Source organism: Paenibacillus hamazuiensis (assembly GCF_023276405.1).
Taxonomy (GTDB): Bacteria; Bacillota; Bacilli; order Paenibacillales; family NBRC-103111; genus Paenibacillus_AF; species Paenibacillus_AF hamazuiensis.
In genome coordinates this window covers 2,312,799-2,330,135 of sequence record NZ_JALRMO010000001.1, presented here as the reverse complement: position 1 = coordinate 2,330,135, position 17,337 = coordinate 2,312,799, and the positions used below count along the sequence as shown (strand labels likewise).

Sequence of the window (17,337 nt, the reverse complement as noted above, 5' to 3'; positions counted from 1 at the left end):
AGATATATTAACACAGCTTCATAGAATCCGTAAAGATTTATTAACCGTTTGTTAGATTTTGAGAGCGCCGGATGTTCCGATGAAAGAATACTGCAGACTTGTGCTGAAAATCGATGTGAATGCGAGGACGGGCCGCTTTTGTTATTTTACCATAAAACGGACAGTGCGGACTGCGGCTTTGGCATAAAAAACCGTCCGTTGACAGAGGCTAAGGACGGAACTAACGTTCAGCGATTGGAGGTCCCGACATGAAGCATCAAATCGTGAAGCTGGTCTGCGAAAAAGCAGGCATTTCCGAAGAACAATCCACCGAAGCGGTCGAAACCGTCATCGGCTACTTCCGCAACCGGCTGCCGGCGGAAATCGCCGAGCAAATCGATAACCTGGCTCACGGCCACAATGGCGGCAACGGGCCGGAAGGCGGCTCCCGCCTGCTGCAGTAAGCGCCCTCCCGAAGCCTTAGAAGCCGCGACGTTTCTAAGGCTTTTATTTTGTGGTAAAATAATCGAATCGACATAAACCGACTTTATATATTGGGAGGCTCTTCATCTATCATGCTGATCATCGGTATTGCCGGCGGAACCGGCTCGGGGAAAACGTCGGTAGCCCACTCCGTCATAGATAAGCTGGGCAAGCAAAACGTCAATCTGATTTCCCAGGATAACTACTACCTCGATCACTCCGATCTGCCCTTCGCGGAGCGCGAGCTGATCAATTACGACCATCCGCTCGCCTTTGACGACGATCTTCTGCTCAAGCATCTTAATCAGCTGAAACTAGGCCATAAAGTACGTTCTCCGCTGTACGACTTCGCGAACCATGCCAGATCTTCCGAAACGGTGGAGATTGACATCAAGCCTATCGTCATAGTCGAGGGGCTGCACGTCTTGTCCAATCCGGCGCTGCGCGAAATATTCGACATCAAAGTATTCGTGGATACCGATCCGGATGTGCGCATTTTGCGCCGCGTAGTCCGGGATATCCATGAGCGGGGCCGCACGATCCAATCGATACATGATCAATATTTGTCCACCGTCAAGCCGATGCATGACGCTTTCATCGAGCCGTCCAAAAAATACGCGGATATCATTATCCCCGAAGGCGCTCACAACGAGGTCGGCATCAGCTTGCTGACGATCTGGACGGAAAAATACATAAACGGCGTAGGCCAGCGCTGATGGAACCAAGGATGCGGGAAAGACCCGCATCTTTTTTTGTCGCGCCCGGCTTCCATATATGGATAAAATATCGCGTCTAGCCGCACATTAAGGGAAGAATTCCAAAGTTCCCGGAGGTTGAGACGATGAAACTAAAGAATCTGCTTCTTGCTGCAGCTCTTTTTTCCTTAGCCGGCTGCAGCCAGGCGGGACAAAACGCAGCGCAAGGCGGCGACAACACCAATTCCGGCGGCCGGGGGACGGGTTCCTATACCGCCCAGTCGGCAGGGGACAATCGGAAGCTGAATGCAACCGAAACGCCCCGATTGAAAGCAGGTGCCGAACAGGTGCACCGGCAGCCGCAACCGCTCTCCCTTGCCGATTTGCATCAAAAGTATAAGAGCACGTTTTTGTTTAACGGCCCGGCATCGCTGCGCGAGGTTGCCTTAACGTTCGACGACGTGCCGGACAACGAATTTACGCCGCAGGTGCTTGATGTTTTGAAAGCATACGGCGTACGCGCAACCTTCTTTGTCGTAGGGAACCGGGCCGAGGCTCATCCGGACATCGTTCGGCGAATCGCGGCCGAAGGGCACGTTCTGGGCAATCACTCCTACGATCATCCGAATTTGCCGAAAATGTCGGATGACGTGTTTCACGATCAGGTGAAGCGTACCGGGGATATTTTAGCAAATATCACCGGTATTCACACGAGGCTGTTTCGCCCCCCTTACGGGAATATCGACGAAGACCAGATCAAGTGGCTGGCGAGCCAGCAATACCACGTGATCAATTGGAACGTCGATTCGCTCGACTGGAAAGGATTAAACGCCGATCAAGTAGCCACAAACGTGCTCAGCCACGTCAATCCCGGATCGATCGTGCTGCAGCACGGAGCCGGAGGCACCGGAGAAGATTTGAGCGGCACGGTCAAGGCGCTGCCGACGATCATCGAGCGGCTTCAGGCAAGGGGCATCAAGCTTGTCACCATCCCCGAGCTTCTGCAAATTCCTGCCGGATTATAACGCTCAGTCGGCCAACCCCGCGGCAGTCACTTACTGCTTCGGGGTTCTCTTTTGTTCATCGGCCGCAACCATGGTAAAATATAACTTTAGCCTTGCTATTACAAAAAACGGATAGGACGTGATCACATGGCACATCTGTTTAACCCGCTGACCATCAAGGAGATGACGTTGAAAAACCGCATCGTTATGTCCCCCATGTGCATGTACTCTTGCGAAAAAAAAGACGGCAAAGTGACCAATTGGCATAAGACGCATTATACGAGCAGAGCGGTCGGACAAGTCGGCCTCATTATCGTCGAAGCGACCGCCGTTACGCCGCAGGGACGCATTTCCGAACAGGATCTAGGCATTTGGAGCGATGAGCATGTCGAGGGTCTGGCCGAATTGGTCAGGCTTGTGCATGAGCAGGATGCGAAAATCGGCATCCAGATCGCCCACGCCGGCCGCAAATCGCAGGTAAGCGGCCCGATTGCCGCACCGTCGGCCGTTCCGTTTTCGGAGACGTCCAAAATGCCGGAAGCCCTTTCGGCCGACCAAGTGGCGGAAACCGTTCACGCCTTCGTGTCTGCCGCAGCCAGAGCCAAGCAAGCCGGGTTCGATGTCATTGAAATTCATGCGGCTCACGGTTATTTGATCAACCAGTTCCTCTCCCCTCTCGCCAATCATCGGGATGACGGGTACGGCGGAGATGCGGAGCGCAGATACCGCTTCCTGCGCGAGATTGTTGACGGAATCCGGCGGATTTGGGACGGACCGCTATTTGTCCGCATATCGGCTAACGAATACCATCCGGAAGGCAACTCTATAGAGCAGTACGTAGAGTATGCGCGAAAAATGAAAGATCAAGGCGTCGATCTCGTCGACTGCAGCTCCGGATCGGTCGTGAACTACCCGATAACTGCATATCCGGGTTACCAGGTTCCTTATGCCGAGGCGATTAAACGACAAGCCGGCATACTGACGGGCGCGGTCGGTCTTATCACCGAACCGGCACACGCCGAAGAGATCGTCGCGGGCGGCCGCGCCGATCTCGTATTTTTGGCCCGCGAGCTGCTTCGCGAGCCGTATTGGCCGCGCCTGGCCGCCAAAGCGCTGGGCCACGAGCTTGCTGCTCCGAAACAATATACGCGAGGGTGGTAATGCCATCCTCCCGAAAGGAAGTGCGGCATGAACCAGATTTTGCAGGTGGACGGAATCACAGGCGGGTACAGCCTCACAAGGCCTGTACTGCATAACGTATCGTTTGATGTCGGTCCAGGAGAAATGATCGGCATGATCGGCCTGAACGGCGCCGGTAAAAGCACGACGATCAAACATGTGCTCGGCGTGCTGCAGCCGCATAAGGGCGTGATCCGCGTCAAAGGCCGTACGCTGCGGGAAGACCCGCATCAGTACCGCTCCGCCTACACGTACGTGCCGGAAAATCCGTTGCTTTACGATGAGCTGACGGTGGAGGAGCACCTGCGTTTTGCCGCAATGGCTTACGGACTTGACGACGCCGTTTACGAACTGCGAATGTGGGAGCTCGCCGAACAATTCCGGATGAGGGACAAGCTGGGATTGCTGCCGGGCCATTTGTCGAAAGGGATGCGGCAAAAGGTGATGATCATGAGCTCATTCCTCGTCCGGCCGGATTTGTATGTCATCGACGAGCCTTTTCTCGGCCTTGACCCGCTCGGCATCCGCTCGCTGCTGGATATGCTGGTGGAGCGCAAAGCCGAAGGGGCCGGCATTTTGCTGAGCTCCCACATCCTCTCGACGATTGAAAAATATTGCGACCGGTTCGTCGTGCTGCATGACGGCAAAGTGATTGCCGGAGGAGACCTGCAATCGTTAAGAAGGCAAGCCGGCAAGCCGGATGCGCCGCTCGACGATTTATTTTACGATATGGTCAAAGGACCGTGATCCGAATGTCTATTTCATCGTTTGTGGCAAAACGGCTGAGAGCCGAAAGATCCGCCCGTTTCTGGCGGGAGATCGTTCCTTATCTGCGTTATGTGATGGCCAGCGGCATGCTCGGCTTTACGATTTTTGCGATCGTCGGCCTTTATGCTTATTCCGAGTGGGTCAAACAAATACCGCCGGGTCAAACGGCGGTTTGGGCTTTCACGCTGGCGTTTACGCCGTTTATTGCGATCAGTCCGGTCCGGACGTTTTTGCGTCAGGCCGACCTCGCCTTTCTGCTGCCGCTGGAGGCCCGGATGGACGGTTATTTTAGCAGCTGCCTCCGTTCCGCCTTCGTCACGCAGTCCGTGCTGATCGGCGCCGTTTGGCTCCTGCTGTGGCCGATGTTCAGAACGAAAGCCGGGGCCGGGCATATGCCTTATGAAATGGCGGTCATTTACGGCGAACTGCTGCTTTTGAAAGGGCTTCAACTGTTGTTCAGCTGGAAAATCCGGCAATTTCGCGAAAAAAGCCACCGTCTCCGGTTCGAGGCACTTCGCTGGCCGATGACCGCCGGCTTGCTTTACGCGGTGGCGGCCGGCGGGCCGGCCTGGTCCCTGCTGTTGATCGGTATCGTCGGCATCTCCTACTCGCTGGCGCTGCGCCTCCCTCCCGCTCATTCGGTTCATTGGGAGCATTTGATCCGGCTCGAGCAGTCGCACCGGTCGAAATATTTTTCGTTTATCGGCGTTTTTGTCGACGTGCCCCGCGAGCAGCCGCCCGCATCGACCAACAAGCTCGCTCCTTGGTTCGCCCGCGTATTCGCGTCCGGCAGGTCGGGACGTAACAATCCTTTCCGATACCTGTACGCGCTCACCTGGTCCCGCTCGGAGTTGTTCGGCATCACGGTCCGTTTAACCGTCCTCGGCGTTCTGCTCATCGCCTGGATTTCCGGGGACGGCATCAAAGCGGCCGTTTACGTACTGTTCGTCTATATGCTGGGCCTTCAGCTCCACGCTCTTAAACAATATCATGTGTACAGCGATTGGATGTTCGTCTACCCGCTGACGGAGGGGCAGCGGACCGCCGCAGCAGCCGGCGTCGTCCGATCCGTCCATGTCTCGGCGGCGATGCTGCTGGCAGTCCCGCTTCTCGCCACCGTCTCCCGCCCCGCGTGGTTCGCCATAGCGCTTGCCGCCTGCGGAGCTATTCTTTTTGCTGCCGGCCGTCTGCGGGCATTTGTGAAAAGGAAACAAGCCCGGCTTTGATGATGGCCGGGCTTCCCAGTACTGCGATTAAGACTGAGTCGTCATATATGCGGTAACGACAAAGGCGATTAACGCCAAAAGCGATATGACTCCCAAAAAGATGCCATGGGAGGAATTATCGTCGCCTCGCACCTTCATATCCGGATCACCCCTCATCCATCGCTTTCTTTTGATGATAGGATGCCCGAAAAATTGAATGGCTCGGCCGCCACTTCATGGAAACTTCGGTTACGGCCGACGTTACTGGCCGTCCTTCACACGGGACATATACTCATCGTAACGGTCGTCTACTTCACGAGCGACCTTGCGGATGCGCTTCGTTTCCTCGACGATCGGATCCACGCTCGCCTGCACGCGCGCTTCGTATTTCGGGTTCAGCATATGGCGGGCGCTGAATTCCGGGTCCATCGCGGACCATTCGCCTTCCGTCAGCTTTTCGTAAATTTCCTGCTCCAGCTGCTCCTTGTTTTTCATCGCCAGCCTCCTGTCCGGTATTATCTATAGCGTGTCCCGGCGACAAAAAACATAATCGGCTTATTTGTCGTCAAGCGGGTAAAAGATCAAATCGACCGGAAATGCCGAACCGGCCGCCGGAGTAAACTCGATATCGAGCGACTTTTCGGCGCCCGTCGTCCGGGCGAGGATCGTGTACCCTTCGTAATCGCTCATGACTCCCGACGCCGGTGCCAGCACCATTTTGCCGTTTACTTTGAACGGGCCTTTAAACACGCCGCCCCGCGGCAGCAGCAGGACGGACATTTTACGCGGCTCGGGAATATGGATTTTATAAACGACACCATAGTTGCCCAAATTCAGCGCGTCCTTTTTCATAAAAAAGTCCGTGCCGGTTACGAACGGATCCGAAGTTCCGTCTCCGATCGTCAGGCTGGACGGCTTGGTGAACGATTTCGCGTCGACCGTCCACTCGACGTCCGACCAGCCGAATGTGCCGCGCACGTTGCCCGTATATTCCAGCTGCCGGTATTGGCCCACATTCGTAAGATCGGCCCCGGCATCCATCGCTACGAACGAGAAATACACTTCTCCGTCCGTTTCCACGTCGTACATGACGTTCATGCCTTGCCCGGGATAAAAGTCCGGCATTTTTTTATAATATACCGTCTGCATCGGACCGACCGCCATCGTCTGCGGCTGCTTGTCGTTTTCCAAAAATTCCACGGAAGCTTCGTTGCCGATCAGGTTGGCGTAAATCGACGGGAATACCTCGCCCTGATTCGTCGTTTTGATCGTAACCGTCTTGTCCGGGCTCGGGTTGCGAACGATAATGCCGAACTGAACCTTTTCGTTCATCCCGTTCACATGGTCGGCATATAAACGCGCTTTGCCGTTCACTCTCTCTTGATACAGGAAACCTTTTTGCGTAAACGTCTCCGGGCTGTCGCTGACGATCAGCGGCCGGTCCTTCGGATGTTTCACGACATTCGGCAGAGAAGGGATACCGCGCAAATATTTGCGCAGCGTCGGTTCGTCGTATTTCACGAAGGTGCCGACAGGCTCGTAATAAATTTGATAATCGAAATGAGACAAATATAGTTCGTCGGTTATCGTGATGACCTTTGAAAAAGTATCGCTTACATTACCGTGACTATCTGTAACCGCCAAGCTTATTTTAAAATCACCCGGCTCGAAAATCGCATCCGCACGGCCTGTCCAGTCCGCCGTCAGGTTGTCCATGTCCGGATCGTAGCTGAGATCGACATATTGGATCGGCTCCCCGATCCGGTATGTATCTTTTGAGGTGGCGAATTTGGCAACAGGCCTTGCATTGGGCATCGCATCGTTGTAAAAGCCGTTCGAAACGGAGCCCGATTTGATATAAAGCAGCTCGTAGCGCTTAAGTCCCTCATTGTAATTCAGTTTATACGAGATGAAGGAGGACAGCCAGTCCGCATCGACCAGCAGCCGTTCGTTTTGAAGAAGCGCGGCTTTGGCAAAGTCGTCTTCCTTGCCGTTAACGAACATTTTTTTTCCGGCAAGGTCGAATTCCAGAAACGCTTTCGGCGTCGTCATCTTGACCGTCTGCTCCTGCGCAGCCCATTCGACCTTGCTGCCGAGTTGCTCAACGAGCCATTTGGCTGGCACATACAGCTTATCGCCGACGACCTCGGGCGCAATGTCCAGCGAAATGCTCTCGGACCCGACGAACGCGCGTTTTTCACCGGGATACAGAAGCACAAACAAACTGATTTTGGCAGCGTCATCTTTCTCCATGTTTACGGCAGCCCGCCCGGCCGGAGCGGCGGACGTCGCGGACGAATCCGCGGCCGATGCCGCCGCATTCCCTGCCCCGGCACATAGCAGAAGCATCGCGAGCGCCGCAAATGCCGTTTTATACTTGTTTTTCATGAGTCATTTTTTCCCCTTTGATTGCACGCAGGTTGCTTTACTCTCCCTTGGCGGAAGGGCTTTTCAGCCCTTTCTCCAGCATGTCGATCATTTTTTCAAGCCGGCGCAGCCGGGTTTCTTCCTTTTTGGCCCCGGTTATCCACTGCACGTATTCTTTTTTATGCGAATACGACAGCTTGCCGAATGTTTCCGCCGCGGCCGGATGTGCCTTGAGCCGCTGCGAGATCTCCTCCGGTACTTCGATCACCCGGTCCTTGGCTTCTTTTGGTTTCGCTGCGGCGGAACTGCCCCGCTCGTCTCTGCGTTTCGAGCCGGCCTGGTCAGCCGGACGGAAGCGCATTGCCGACCATGTATTATCCACCGAGACAAGCGAGATCCCTTCCAGCCCATAGTCCGATACGATCTGCCACAAAATATCGCGGTTCAAATCCGAACTCGCCTTCGAGCTTTGTTTCGGATAGCAAATCCACAGCAGCGCATCCTCTTTCGCACATGACTTCATATCCGCTATATGCTCTCTCACCTGCCGGCTTTGCGTGACAAACCACTGTACGAAGCCGTAGCGCCGCTCTGCCGCGCGTATGGCCGGGGCATCGCCCGGAAAAGCCAGAAACTCCGCTTCGTCTCCCAGTGCGCCGAGCTGCTGCCTGTATCCTTCCGGCGCATCTACGACCAAGTGACCTTGGCCTTCCCGGATGCGCAGCTTTTTGATCAAATCCTGATTCATCGTTGATTGCTCCTTTGGGCAAAAGCGGAAGTTAGATAGTGAGATAACCTTAAACGGGCTGAGCTTCGCGAACGAGAGGATTAAGCGCATGCGTCCGGTCGATAAATATAAACGCGTCGTAGCGCTGAGAAAGCGAGGTGGGCACATAATTGCCCCATCTCTCATGCTCCGGACGGTACACCACGCCGATCGCGCGATGTCCGAGAACGGTCCGGTAGATCGGACTCGATGCGCCGCGTGTGAACAAAAGGAGCCGGTCGCCCTGGCCGGCACGGTGCATCAAATCTTCCCAACTGCCGGGCTGCGACTCGGGGACATTTATGACCTCATGCGGTGCTCCCCATTCTTTACCCGCTATCACCGTGCCTTGGTAGGTACCGAAGCCGACGATGAAGACGGAGTCGGACTTTTCGCGGACAAGCTGCCCGATATTGACCATGCCGTCTTCCTTCATGTCCGTGAACCGCGCGTCGCCAACGTGAGTGTTGTGTTCCCAGACGATCGCTTTGGCATCCGGACCGTGAAACTGCATCAGCTTCTCCAGCACTTCCGCCATATGGCGGTCGCGTACGTTCCACGACTGCGGCCCGCCCTGCACCATCGCACGGTAATATTTCTCCGCATTGACGGCGACAAGCGCATTCAGTTCGGCGCTGAGCGCATCCTCCTTCTCGCCCGGCTGAGCCGCCTTCCGTTTATCCTGCATCGCCTTCAGCAGCCCGATCACATCTTCTTCGCACGTATCTCGCAAAAACGCCGCCGATATGCCGTACGACTGTTCGTCGCGCCGGTACGGCTCGAAGCATTCGAACGCCATCTTCGCTTTCTGAAGGTCCTCCGAACCTTCCTTCTCCAGGTAACGGATAATTTCGTCCATCGATTCCCACAAGCTGTATACGTCAAGCCCGTAAAAACCGACTTTCCGACCATCCGGCCGGGACGAGTTCTCCTCGCGCAGCCATTCGGCCAATGCGGCGATTTCTTCGTTAGCCCACATCCAAGCCGGCCAGCGCCGATATTGTTCGGAGAGCAGCGCTTTCGCGCTCTCCGCCTCGGCCGAAGGCCCCTCGCGTTTGATGTAGCCGTTGACGCTGTAGCATGGCGGCCAGTCGCCCTCAACAGCGATAAACGAAAAGCCTTTTTCCTTGATCAGCCGCTGTGTCAGCTTCGCCCGCACCTTGTAAAACTCGGACGTACCGTGCGACGCCTCTCCAAGCAGCACATATTTGGCTTCGCCGATCGCTTCCAATAGCGCTTCATAGGCCGTCTCATTGTCAAAGGAAAGGCCGCTTTCCCGGATGTCTTCGATAATCGACGCGAGATTCACTGAAATCAGCCCCTTTTTTTCGTCAAAAAATGTAAAGCGTTCCGGCTGATTTCAGTATGTCTTTATCGATACCGGGCTATTCCCCGTCCTCCAACGGATATACAAGCAAATCGACCGGCAGCAATGAGCCGGAGGTCGATGTCCATTCCACCTCAACGGCCGGCTCCGCACCGGTCGTTCTATGAAGCAGCAAGCCGCCGTCCAGCGGCGTCAGCACGCTGTTTTGCGGCATGGCGACGATTTTGCCGCCCACTTTGACCGGGCCCTGGAAGTATCCGCCCCGCGGCACAAGCACCAGCGCCGCTTTGCCCGGACGCTCCAGGCGCACCGTGTAGGTCACGCCCGACCCGCTGGCGCTGCCCGTTTCTTTGCCGGTAAGGGCGTCCCGCCCTTTCAGCAGCTTGTCCGTATCGTCGCCCCCGATCGTAAGCCGCGATGGAACGTTGACCCGGGAAACGTCCGCGTTCCATAAAATATCGGCCGCCGGAAACGTGCCGCGCAGCTTCGTTTTGCCTTCAAGCATCCGATACTGCCCCAGATCGTAAATCGTTTCCCCGGGCGACGTAGTGACGATCGAGACGATCGCTTCTCCGTCCGTTTCAATATCGTACAGCGCTTCGAGGCCTTGTCCCGGAGAAAGCGGTTCGAATTGCTTGTAAAATGCCGCATCGAGCGGTTTTACCGTAAGTTCGCTATCCTCGGCATGGCTGAGCAAAAAGTCCGCTACCGCTTGAGGGCTGAGCTGCCGGTAAAACAGCGACGGCGCCGATTCTCCGTGCCGGGTCGTTTTGACGGTAACAGGTTTCGAGCCGCTTGCGTTGCGGATAACGATGCCAAGCTGCTCCTTACCGGTACCGCGATTGAAGTGATTGATATACAGCCGCGCTTTGCCTTTGATTTTCTCCTGGTAATAAAATCCTTTTTCCGCCGGGCCCGAAGCCGCCTCGTTAGTGACGACGGAGACGAGCGGACGTTCTTCATATTGGTGAACTTGCTTGCTCACCGCCGCCAGCTTGGATGAATCGATGATCGCTGCTTCTTTGTCCGCCTTTAGAATCGAGCCGGGCGGAACATAGTGCAGCGAGTACTGGAACGGGTCGAGATAAACTTTGTCCTCAATATGCAGCGTGCGCGAAAACTCGTCGCTGACGTTGCCCTTCGGATCGGTCACTTTGAGACTTACCGTATAATCGCCCGGTTTGAAAAAAGCGTCCTGACGGCCTTTCCATTCCACCCCCGGCAGCCCTTCCGCATCCGGATCGTAGCTTAGATCGATGTAATCGACCGGCTCGCCGATCCGGTACGAGTCCTTGCCGAACATAAATTTGGCTACCGGACGGGAATTCGGCAGCTCGTCCCCGGGCAGCGCGGATTCCTTATACCGGGTCGTCGGATTTTGAATGTAGATGATGTCGGTCCGCCGCTGCCCTGCGTAATATTTCGTCTGCATGCCGATATAGTCGGCAATCCAAGACAATTTGACGAGCAGCCGGTCCTCCTCAATCTTCGCCACACCGCTCATGGGGGAGCTTTTTCCGTTGACCGCCACCTGATTTTCCGCCAAATCGAATTCGATAAACGCTTTCGGCGCTTGTACCTGCACCTTGCCGGTTTCCCCGTTCCAATCAACGTTAAAATCGAGGCGTTCCCCCATCCACTTGAGCGGGACATATACCGCTTCCTCCACGGATTGGACCGGTATGTCCAAACGCATCTTCTCCCCGTTTACGAACGCCTCAGGCTGACCGGAAAACAGTTGGATATACGTCGTTGTCGTCGAAACGGCTTCCGCCTGCCTTGCGGGCAGCACTGCCAGTCCCGAAGCCATGAGCAGTGCGAGCGCCCATTTACCGCTTGTGTTCATGCATAAAAGCTCCTTCGTTTATAATCGCCTGATGCCCGGCTAGCGGATCGTATAGACGCGCATGACTCTTTCCGCCGCATTCGCCAGCAGCGCGCGCGCCGACGCCATAGCCTCCTCCAGCTTCATCGGCTTGTCGACCATCGAAAAAACGCTCGCTACGCCGCTTTTGTACAGCACCTCGATACCCGTACCGACCGACCCGGCAATGAGAATGCAAGGCACCCCCTGCTTTTGCGCCGTCGTCGATACGCCGTACGGCGTCTTGCCGCGCTCCGTCTGGAAGTCGCATTGCCCTTCGCCGGAAAAGACGAGGTCGGCGCCGGCCAGCTGCCGCTCGAGTCCGGATGCGGCGATCACGATGTCGACGCCGCGCTTCAGCTCGGCGCCGAGAAACGCGACGACGCCTGCGCCGAGACCGCCGGCCGCTCCCGCGCCGGGAATCCCGGCCACGTCCGCGCCGAGATCGCGCTTCAGCGCCTCGGCGTAGCGGCCGAGCGCCGCGTCGAGCTCCGCAACCATCGCGGGCGTGGCCCCCTTCTGCGGGCCGAAGACGGCGCTCGCGCCGGCAGAGCCGAGCAGCGGGTTGTCCACGTCGCACGCGACGGTAAACGCGCTCTCGCGCACGCGCGGGTCAATTCCGCTCGCGTCGATGCGGGTGAGGCGGCTCAGCGCTCCGCCTCCCGGCGGCAGCTCGCGGCCGTCTTCATCCAGCAGGCGCACGCCGAGCGCCTGTGCCATGCCGGCGCCGCCGTCGTTGGTAGCGCTGCCGCCGAGCCCGATGATGAAGCGGCGGCAGCCTTGATCCAGCGCCGCGCGAATGAGCTCCCCCGTCCCGTACGTTGTCGTGGCGAGGGGGTTGCGCGCCTCCGTCGGGATTAAATATAATCCCGACGCTTCCGCCATCTCGATGACGGCCGTTTCGCCGTCCCCGAGAATGCCGTAGGCGGCCTCCACCCGGCCGCCGAGCGGCCCGCTGACCGCCGCCTTCAGCAGGCGGCCGCCCGTCGCGTCGACGAGGCTCTGCACCGTGCCTTCGCCGCCGTCAGCCATCGGCACCTTGACGACCTCGGCGTCCGGCACAACCTTGCGGATGCCTTCCTCCATCGCGTCGCATGCCTCTTTGGCCGTCAAGCTGCCTTTGTAAGAATCCGGAGCCAGAACGATTTTCATATACTTTGTCTCCCCGTTATATGTATTGGATGGCTCACTCTATGAATCTAGCGATTTCGGCGAGCCGACTAAACCCTATGATAGCATAAGCCACCCTGCGGTTGAACCGATTTCGCCATATTTCGGCAAAAAGTCGAATCGACGGACCCGTGGTTCGTCCGGGGCGACCGGTTTTGGCCGACCAAAGTAATATACGGGTTTGGCCGCCATTCGTTTCGCGATTCGCATGAAATATCTGCCTCGCAAAAAAGCGAAAACTCCTTTGCTTTCCTAAAGGAATTTTCGCTTTCGCGGTCGAAATCATTGTATGGTCCATGCGCGGGACTTTCGCTTATGATTCCGCAAATCTTTCATGAAATCTTACTGCGGATTCGTCTGCTTCGGAATTTCGTTCAGGCTAGGGGGACGGTCGGCTGCTTTATCCGCATGCATGATCGCCTCGTCCTCCGTAAACTTCTGCTCCTTAAAATTCGGATTGTTGGGCGTATTCGCTTTTCCGCTATCCATCGTATCACCTCCGACGGCTCTTAGAGTGTGTTCAAAAAAGGGCGCTTTTTGAACATACTCCATTAGTATTTTGGCGAAGAAGCTTTTTTATTCCGGCTTGGTCCGTTTGCCCGTAAACTCTTCTTCGATGTTATCGATCATTTCCTCGACTGCGTCGCTCAGCAAATCGGTAGCCGTGCAATCCTGCTGATCCTCCGGTGTATTGATGCCGGCAGCCGTATTGGATGTTTCGTTGAACAAATCGCTCATAGGCGCTATCCCCCTGCCTTTCGCCAGTAAATACGGGTTTAACGTTAGATTGCTTCCTCCGGCTGCAAAATATTCCTCCGCCCGCTTGTCAGCGGGCTTCATCGGATTGTTTTTTTCAGAACCCTTCTCATGTATAGTAAATATAAATCATTTAGCACTTTGCAGATGGGGTGTTTGCGATTCCGTCCAAACCTGGTTTGTTCCGATCGAAAATGATGCTCGTTCCGGCAGCCGTCGCGGCGGCTGTTTTCATCCTGGCCGCTTACGCCGCTGTAAAGCCGGACGAACCTGCCGGACCCGCCGCGCCCGAGCCTAAAAGTCTTCCTTCCACCGTCGTCTGGTGGGATGAAATGATAGAAAAAGCAAAGCAGACGAACCGTCTTGATGTGGCGGCGGACTACACGTACCGCAGGGCGGCCTATGCCAAAAGCGTCGGGCAAGAAGCTGAAGCGGCCGCATTGTATGAACGAAGCTCGGAGCTGTGGAAGCAAAGCGGCGCAGCCGGAGCGCCGCCCGGCGGCGAGTCGTCCGCCGTACAGGGCGAATCCGTTTTCGAAATTTATATGGAAGCGCCCGCAGCAGCAGACGCGAGACCGCCGGCCAAATTCGAGCCGGGCCGCGGAGTTTATCTCGGCATGCTGGGTGCGGACCGCAGAGTCGGCTTCGATTTTTCCAAAATCGAGTCCGTATACGGCCGCAAGCATGCGATGTTTTTGTCCTACGTCGGATGGCGCAAATATCAGGCGGATACCGACTCGTACTTTCCGTTCAGGCAGGCGGGCATGGCCAAGAAAGCCGGGGGCGCGCTGCAGATCGGCTGGGAGCCGAGATACGGCCTCGACGATGTAAAGGACGACGAATATGTGCGCAGATTCGCCCGCGAAGCCAAATCGTCCGGCATCCCTGTCTTCTTGCGGTACGCTTCGGAGATGAACGGAGCCTGGGTGCCGTGGCACGACGATCCGCAAACATATATCGAAAAGTTCCGGCTCATTCACGATATTATGAAAGAAGAAGCGCCTAACGTGGCGATGGTTTGGTCTCCCAACTTTTTGCCGGCGGACAATATTGACGCTTATTATCCGGGAGACGGCTACGTCGACTGGATCGGTTTTTCGCTGTACGCTACTCCATATGCGTTGGAGAAGCTCGATTTGTCGACCAACCAGATCGATTATTTCCGCCCGCTTTACGAAAAATATTCGCACAAGCCGATCATGATTTCAGAAGGTGCCGTATCGCACTACCATCTGAAATCGGGCACCGACTTCGCCAAATGGGGCGAGGGTCAGCTCGGCTACATGTACGGCTACCTGCCCAAGCTGTTTCCGCAGCTGAAAGCGATCACGTATTTCAATTACAGCAAATCGCGGGCCGTACAAACCGGGATGGAGCATGTTTACGATCTCGGCGAAAACCCGCTCATGGACAATTTGTATCAGCGGCTCATCCGGCAGGCGGACTTTTTAAGCGACATCGGATCCGTTTCTCCGGCGCCGGAATCGGCGTTTTCGCGGATAAGCGCCATTCCTTTCGAGGCCGGCGGACGATTGAAGCTGCTCCCATATATCAAACTGCCGGAAGGCCGTCAGCCCGTCGTCGTCGCCGTAAGCCAAAACGGCGCAAATATTGCCTTCAGCTATGAAATACCGTGGCAATTCGACATCGACATCCGAACGCTCGATCCTTCCCACCCTGTCGTCTTCACCGCGTATAACGGCAAAATGCAGCCGCTGGCGCAAGTTTCCGTACCTTGGGATTTTCGAAAAAAATGATGATTTTTGTCGAAAAATTTGCCAAACCGGTTCGACATGGATTTACACTATTTTCCCAAGACATATAATATAATGTTTCGGTGACTGCTGATAGATGCTGCTGATAGGAGTATGTCCATGGAAGAAGATGAGCTAACGATACAAATCGAGCTGTTAAAAAACAAGCTGTACAGTCTCGTCGAGCGTACAGGCAGCTTTGTCGCACCCGAAGTTGTGGAACTGAGCCAGATCATCGACCGGCTCATTATAGAAATTCAACGTTTGCGAAGACAGTAACAATACGATATGAGCCGCCGTATGGCGGCTTTTATTTTGCGCTTCGACAAAAAAACAGGCATGCATTTTTCCATCATCCCCTTGAAAAACATTACATGATATGTTATATTAAAACCAAGGAAAATCAAGGCTTTTTTCCAATCGACACCCTTCTTTTTCTGCTAATCTACGGTTCGCCTTGCCTACTTTTATCTATCTCTAAAGGAGCGATGAGCATGAACTCGGAACAGATGAGCCACATCGGTAAAGAAACGATTTCCGTTGAACTCACCGTGAATGAAGCGCTTGCGTTAATGGGAGTCCGTTTCCACGAAAATCATCGATTGGAAGTCGATGCGCTCCAAAAAATCAAGCGCACCCTGGAGCATAAGATTCTTCCCGAACGAGCCAACTACCAGTAATGCAAACGTTTCCGCAATCCGGACCTCTCTCGGCCGCATACGCCGAAGAGGTCTTTTTTTAAATTCGTTAAGGTTCATGTTAAAATCAATCTAACCAACTAATATTCAAAGGAGCGGTACATGAAACAGCGCATTTACGATACGGTGCAGCGGTTTGCCGGCCGTTTTAAAGAGATCTCTCAGTTTATCTGGAAAAATCCCGAGCTCGGCCATGAAGAATTTCTCGCCTCCGAAAAACTGGCAGCCGAACTCAGCTTCCACGGTTTTCAGGTGGAAAAGCCGGTGCTTGGGCTTGCCACCGCCTTTCTCGGCACGTACCGGGCTCAGAAGCCCGGCCCGACCGTCGCTTTCCTGTGCGAATACGACGCTTTGCCGGAGCTTGGCCACGCCTGCGGCCATCATATCATCGGCACGATGAGCGTCGCTGCGGCGATCGCTCTAAAGTCGGTTATCGATGAAATCGGGGGTACGATCCGCGTGTACGGAACGCCGGCCGAGGAGACGAAAGGCGCCAAGGTGACGATGGCCGAAGCCGGACTTTTCGACGATGTCGATGTGGCTTTGATGGCCCACCCTTACCACACCTTTGAAAGATCCGGCCAAACGCTTGCCATGGACGCGCTTCAGTTCGAGTTTTTTGGCAAAGCGGCGCATGCCGCCGCCAGTCCCCACGAAGGCGTCAACGCACTCGATGCGGTACTGATGCTGTTTAACTCGATCAGTGTCCTGCGCCAGCAGCTGCAAAGCCATGTGCGCATCCACGGCATCATCGCCGAAGGCGGCAAGGCTCCGAATATTATTCCGGACTATACGGTCGCCCAGTTTTATATCCGTTCGGCAAACCGCCCTTATACGGATGAGGTCGTGCAGAAAGTGATCCGCTGTGCGGAAGGTGCGGCACTGCAAACCGGATGCGCGTTCAAATGGTCCAACTACGAATTTTCTTATGACGAGCTGATCACAAACGAAACGCTTTCCTCTTTGTTCACCCGTAATTTGGGGCTGCTCGGCATCGACGAAAACGCCGTCGAATACGGCAAAGATCACGGCTCCCTCGACCTCGGCAATGTGTCGAGGCGATGCCCGGCGATACACCCATACATCCAGGTGATCGACGAAAAACATTTGCTGCACACGGCCGAGTTCCGCGACCTGGCGATGACCGATCGTGCGATGGACGGCATGCTGCTGGGTGCCAAGGCGCTGGCCGCTACCGCCTACGACGTCATCGTGAATCCGGATGCGCTGCGCTCGGTCCGCCAAGAATTTGAGGCTGCCGTAAAACGTTCACGCGCCTGAGCGATAATATTAAGCAAAAAGACCGGAACCCCTTCGCCAGC

At 55.5% G+C, this 17,337-nt stretch carries 18 protein-coding genes; 10 read left to right on the top strand and 8 right to left on the bottom strand.

Going from position 1 to position 17,337, the window contains the following annotated elements:
• Nucleotides 1–248 precede the first annotated feature (248 nt).
• From MYS68_RS10250 to MYS68_RS10225, 6 genes are all read left to right on the top strand, one after another.
• Nucleotides 249–443 (top strand): hypothetical protein, encoded by a 195-nt coding sequence (locus tag MYS68_RS10250; RefSeq protein WP_248925750.1) that lies wholly within the window; start codon nt 249–251, stop codon nt 441–443.
• A gap of 111 nt (nt 444–554) precedes the next feature.
• Nucleotides 555–1,178 (top strand): uridine kinase, encoded by a 624-nt coding sequence (udk, locus tag MYS68_RS10245; RefSeq protein WP_248925749.1) that lies wholly within the window; start codon nt 555–557, stop codon nt 1,176–1,178.
• A 125-nt stretch (nt 1,179–1,303) separates the two neighbouring features.
• Nucleotides 1,304–2,182: a polysaccharide deacetylase family protein gene (locus MYS68_RS10240; protein WP_248925748.1), complete on the top strand. Its 879-nt coding sequence runs from the start codon at nt 1,304–1,306 to the stop codon at nt 2,180–2,182.
• A 126-nt stretch (nt 2,183–2,308) separates the two neighbouring features.
• Nucleotides 2,309–3,322: an NADPH dehydrogenase NamA gene (gene namA, locus MYS68_RS10235; protein WP_248925747.1), complete on the top strand. Its 1,014-nt coding sequence runs from the start codon at nt 2,309–2,311 to the stop codon at nt 3,320–3,322.
• Nucleotides 3,323–3,349: 27 nt separating this feature from the next.
• The gene (locus tag MYS68_RS10230) at nt 3,350–4,087 is read left to right on the top strand and encodes an ABC transporter ATP-binding protein (protein ID WP_248925746.1); all 738 of its coding nucleotides are present in this window, start codon (nt 3,350–3,352) and stop codon (nt 4,085–4,087) included.
• Between the two features lie 5 nt (nt 4,088–4,092).
• Nucleotides 4,093–5,334, top strand: a complete 1,242-nt coding sequence (locus tag MYS68_RS10225; protein WP_248925745.1) for an ABC transporter permease — start codon at nt 4,093–4,095, stop codon at nt 5,332–5,334.
• A gap of 240 nt (nt 5,335–5,574) precedes the next feature.
• Here the strand turns inward: MYS68_RS10225 and MYS68_RS10220 are convergent, their stop codons facing one another.
• The 8 genes from MYS68_RS10220 to MYS68_RS10185 all read right to left on the bottom strand — a co-directional run bounded on the left by MYS68_RS10220 (nt 5,575) and on the right by MYS68_RS10185 (nt 13,545).
• On the bottom strand, nt 5,575–5,808 hold the full coding sequence (locus MYS68_RS10220) for a hypothetical protein (RefSeq protein WP_248925744.1): 234 nt from the start codon (nt 5,806–5,808) through the stop codon (nt 5,575–5,577).
• Between the two features lie 60 nt (nt 5,809–5,868).
• A complete protein-coding gene (locus tag MYS68_RS10215) occupies nt 5,869–7,701 on the bottom strand; it encodes a copper amine oxidase N-terminal domain-containing protein (protein ID WP_248925743.1) in 1,833 nt (610 codons plus the stop codon).
• A 37-nt stretch (nt 7,702–7,738) separates the two neighbouring features.
• Entirely contained in the window at nt 7,739–8,428 is a 690-nt protein-coding gene (locus MYS68_RS10210; RefSeq protein ID WP_248925742.1) for a YdeI/OmpD-associated family protein, read from the bottom strand.
• A 49-nt stretch (nt 8,429–8,477) separates the two neighbouring features.
• A complete protein-coding gene (locus MYS68_RS10205; RefSeq protein WP_248925741.1) occupies nt 8,478–9,755 on the bottom strand; it encodes an erythromycin esterase family protein in 1,278 nt (425 codons plus the stop codon).
• 76 nt (nt 9,756–9,831) lie between these two features.
• Nucleotides 9,832–11,619: a stalk domain-containing protein gene (locus tag MYS68_RS10200; protein WP_248925740.1), complete on the bottom strand. Its 1,788-nt coding sequence runs from the start codon at nt 11,617–11,619 to the stop codon at nt 9,832–9,834.
• A 39-nt stretch (nt 11,620–11,658) separates the two neighbouring features.
• The gene (locus MYS68_RS10195) at nt 11,659–12,789 is read right to left on the bottom strand and encodes a glycerate kinase (protein ID WP_248925739.1); all 1,131 of its coding nucleotides are present in this window, start codon (nt 12,787–12,789) and stop codon (nt 11,659–11,661) included.
• A 360-nt stretch (nt 12,790–13,149) separates the two neighbouring features.
• Nucleotides 13,150–13,296, bottom strand: a complete 147-nt coding sequence (locus tag MYS68_RS10190) for a hypothetical protein (protein WP_248925738.1) — start codon at nt 13,294–13,296, stop codon at nt 13,150–13,152.
• Between the two features lie 87 nt (nt 13,297–13,383).
• Complete coding sequence (locus MYS68_RS10185; RefSeq protein ID WP_248925737.1) at nt 13,384–13,545, bottom strand: hypothetical protein; 162 nt, start codon at nt 13,543–13,545, stop codon at nt 13,384–13,386.
• 170 nt (nt 13,546–13,715) lie between these two features.
• On the opposite strand from MYS68_RS10185, the gene MYS68_RS10180 reads away from it, so the two are divergent.
• From MYS68_RS10180 to MYS68_RS10165, 4 genes are all read left to right on the top strand, one after another.
• The gene (locus MYS68_RS10180; RefSeq protein ID WP_248925736.1) at nt 13,716–15,320 is read left to right on the top strand and encodes a glycoside hydrolase family 26 protein; all 1,605 of its coding nucleotides are present in this window, start codon (nt 13,716–13,718) and stop codon (nt 15,318–15,320) included.
• Between the two features lie 117 nt (nt 15,321–15,437).
• Complete coding sequence (locus MYS68_RS10175) at nt 15,438–15,596, top strand: aspartyl-phosphate phosphatase Spo0E family protein (RefSeq protein ID WP_248925735.1); 159 nt, start codon at nt 15,438–15,440, stop codon at nt 15,594–15,596.
• Nucleotides 15,597–15,811: 215 nt separating this feature from the next.
• A complete protein-coding gene (locus MYS68_RS10170) occupies nt 15,812–15,997 on the top strand; it encodes a hypothetical protein (RefSeq protein ID WP_248925734.1) in 186 nt (61 codons plus the stop codon).
• A gap of 120 nt (nt 15,998–16,117) precedes the next feature.
• A complete protein-coding gene (locus MYS68_RS10165) occupies nt 16,118–17,296 on the top strand; it encodes a M20 family metallopeptidase (RefSeq protein ID WP_248925733.1) in 1,179 nt (392 codons plus the stop codon).
• The last annotated feature ends 41 nt before the right edge of the window (nt 17,297–17,337 follow it).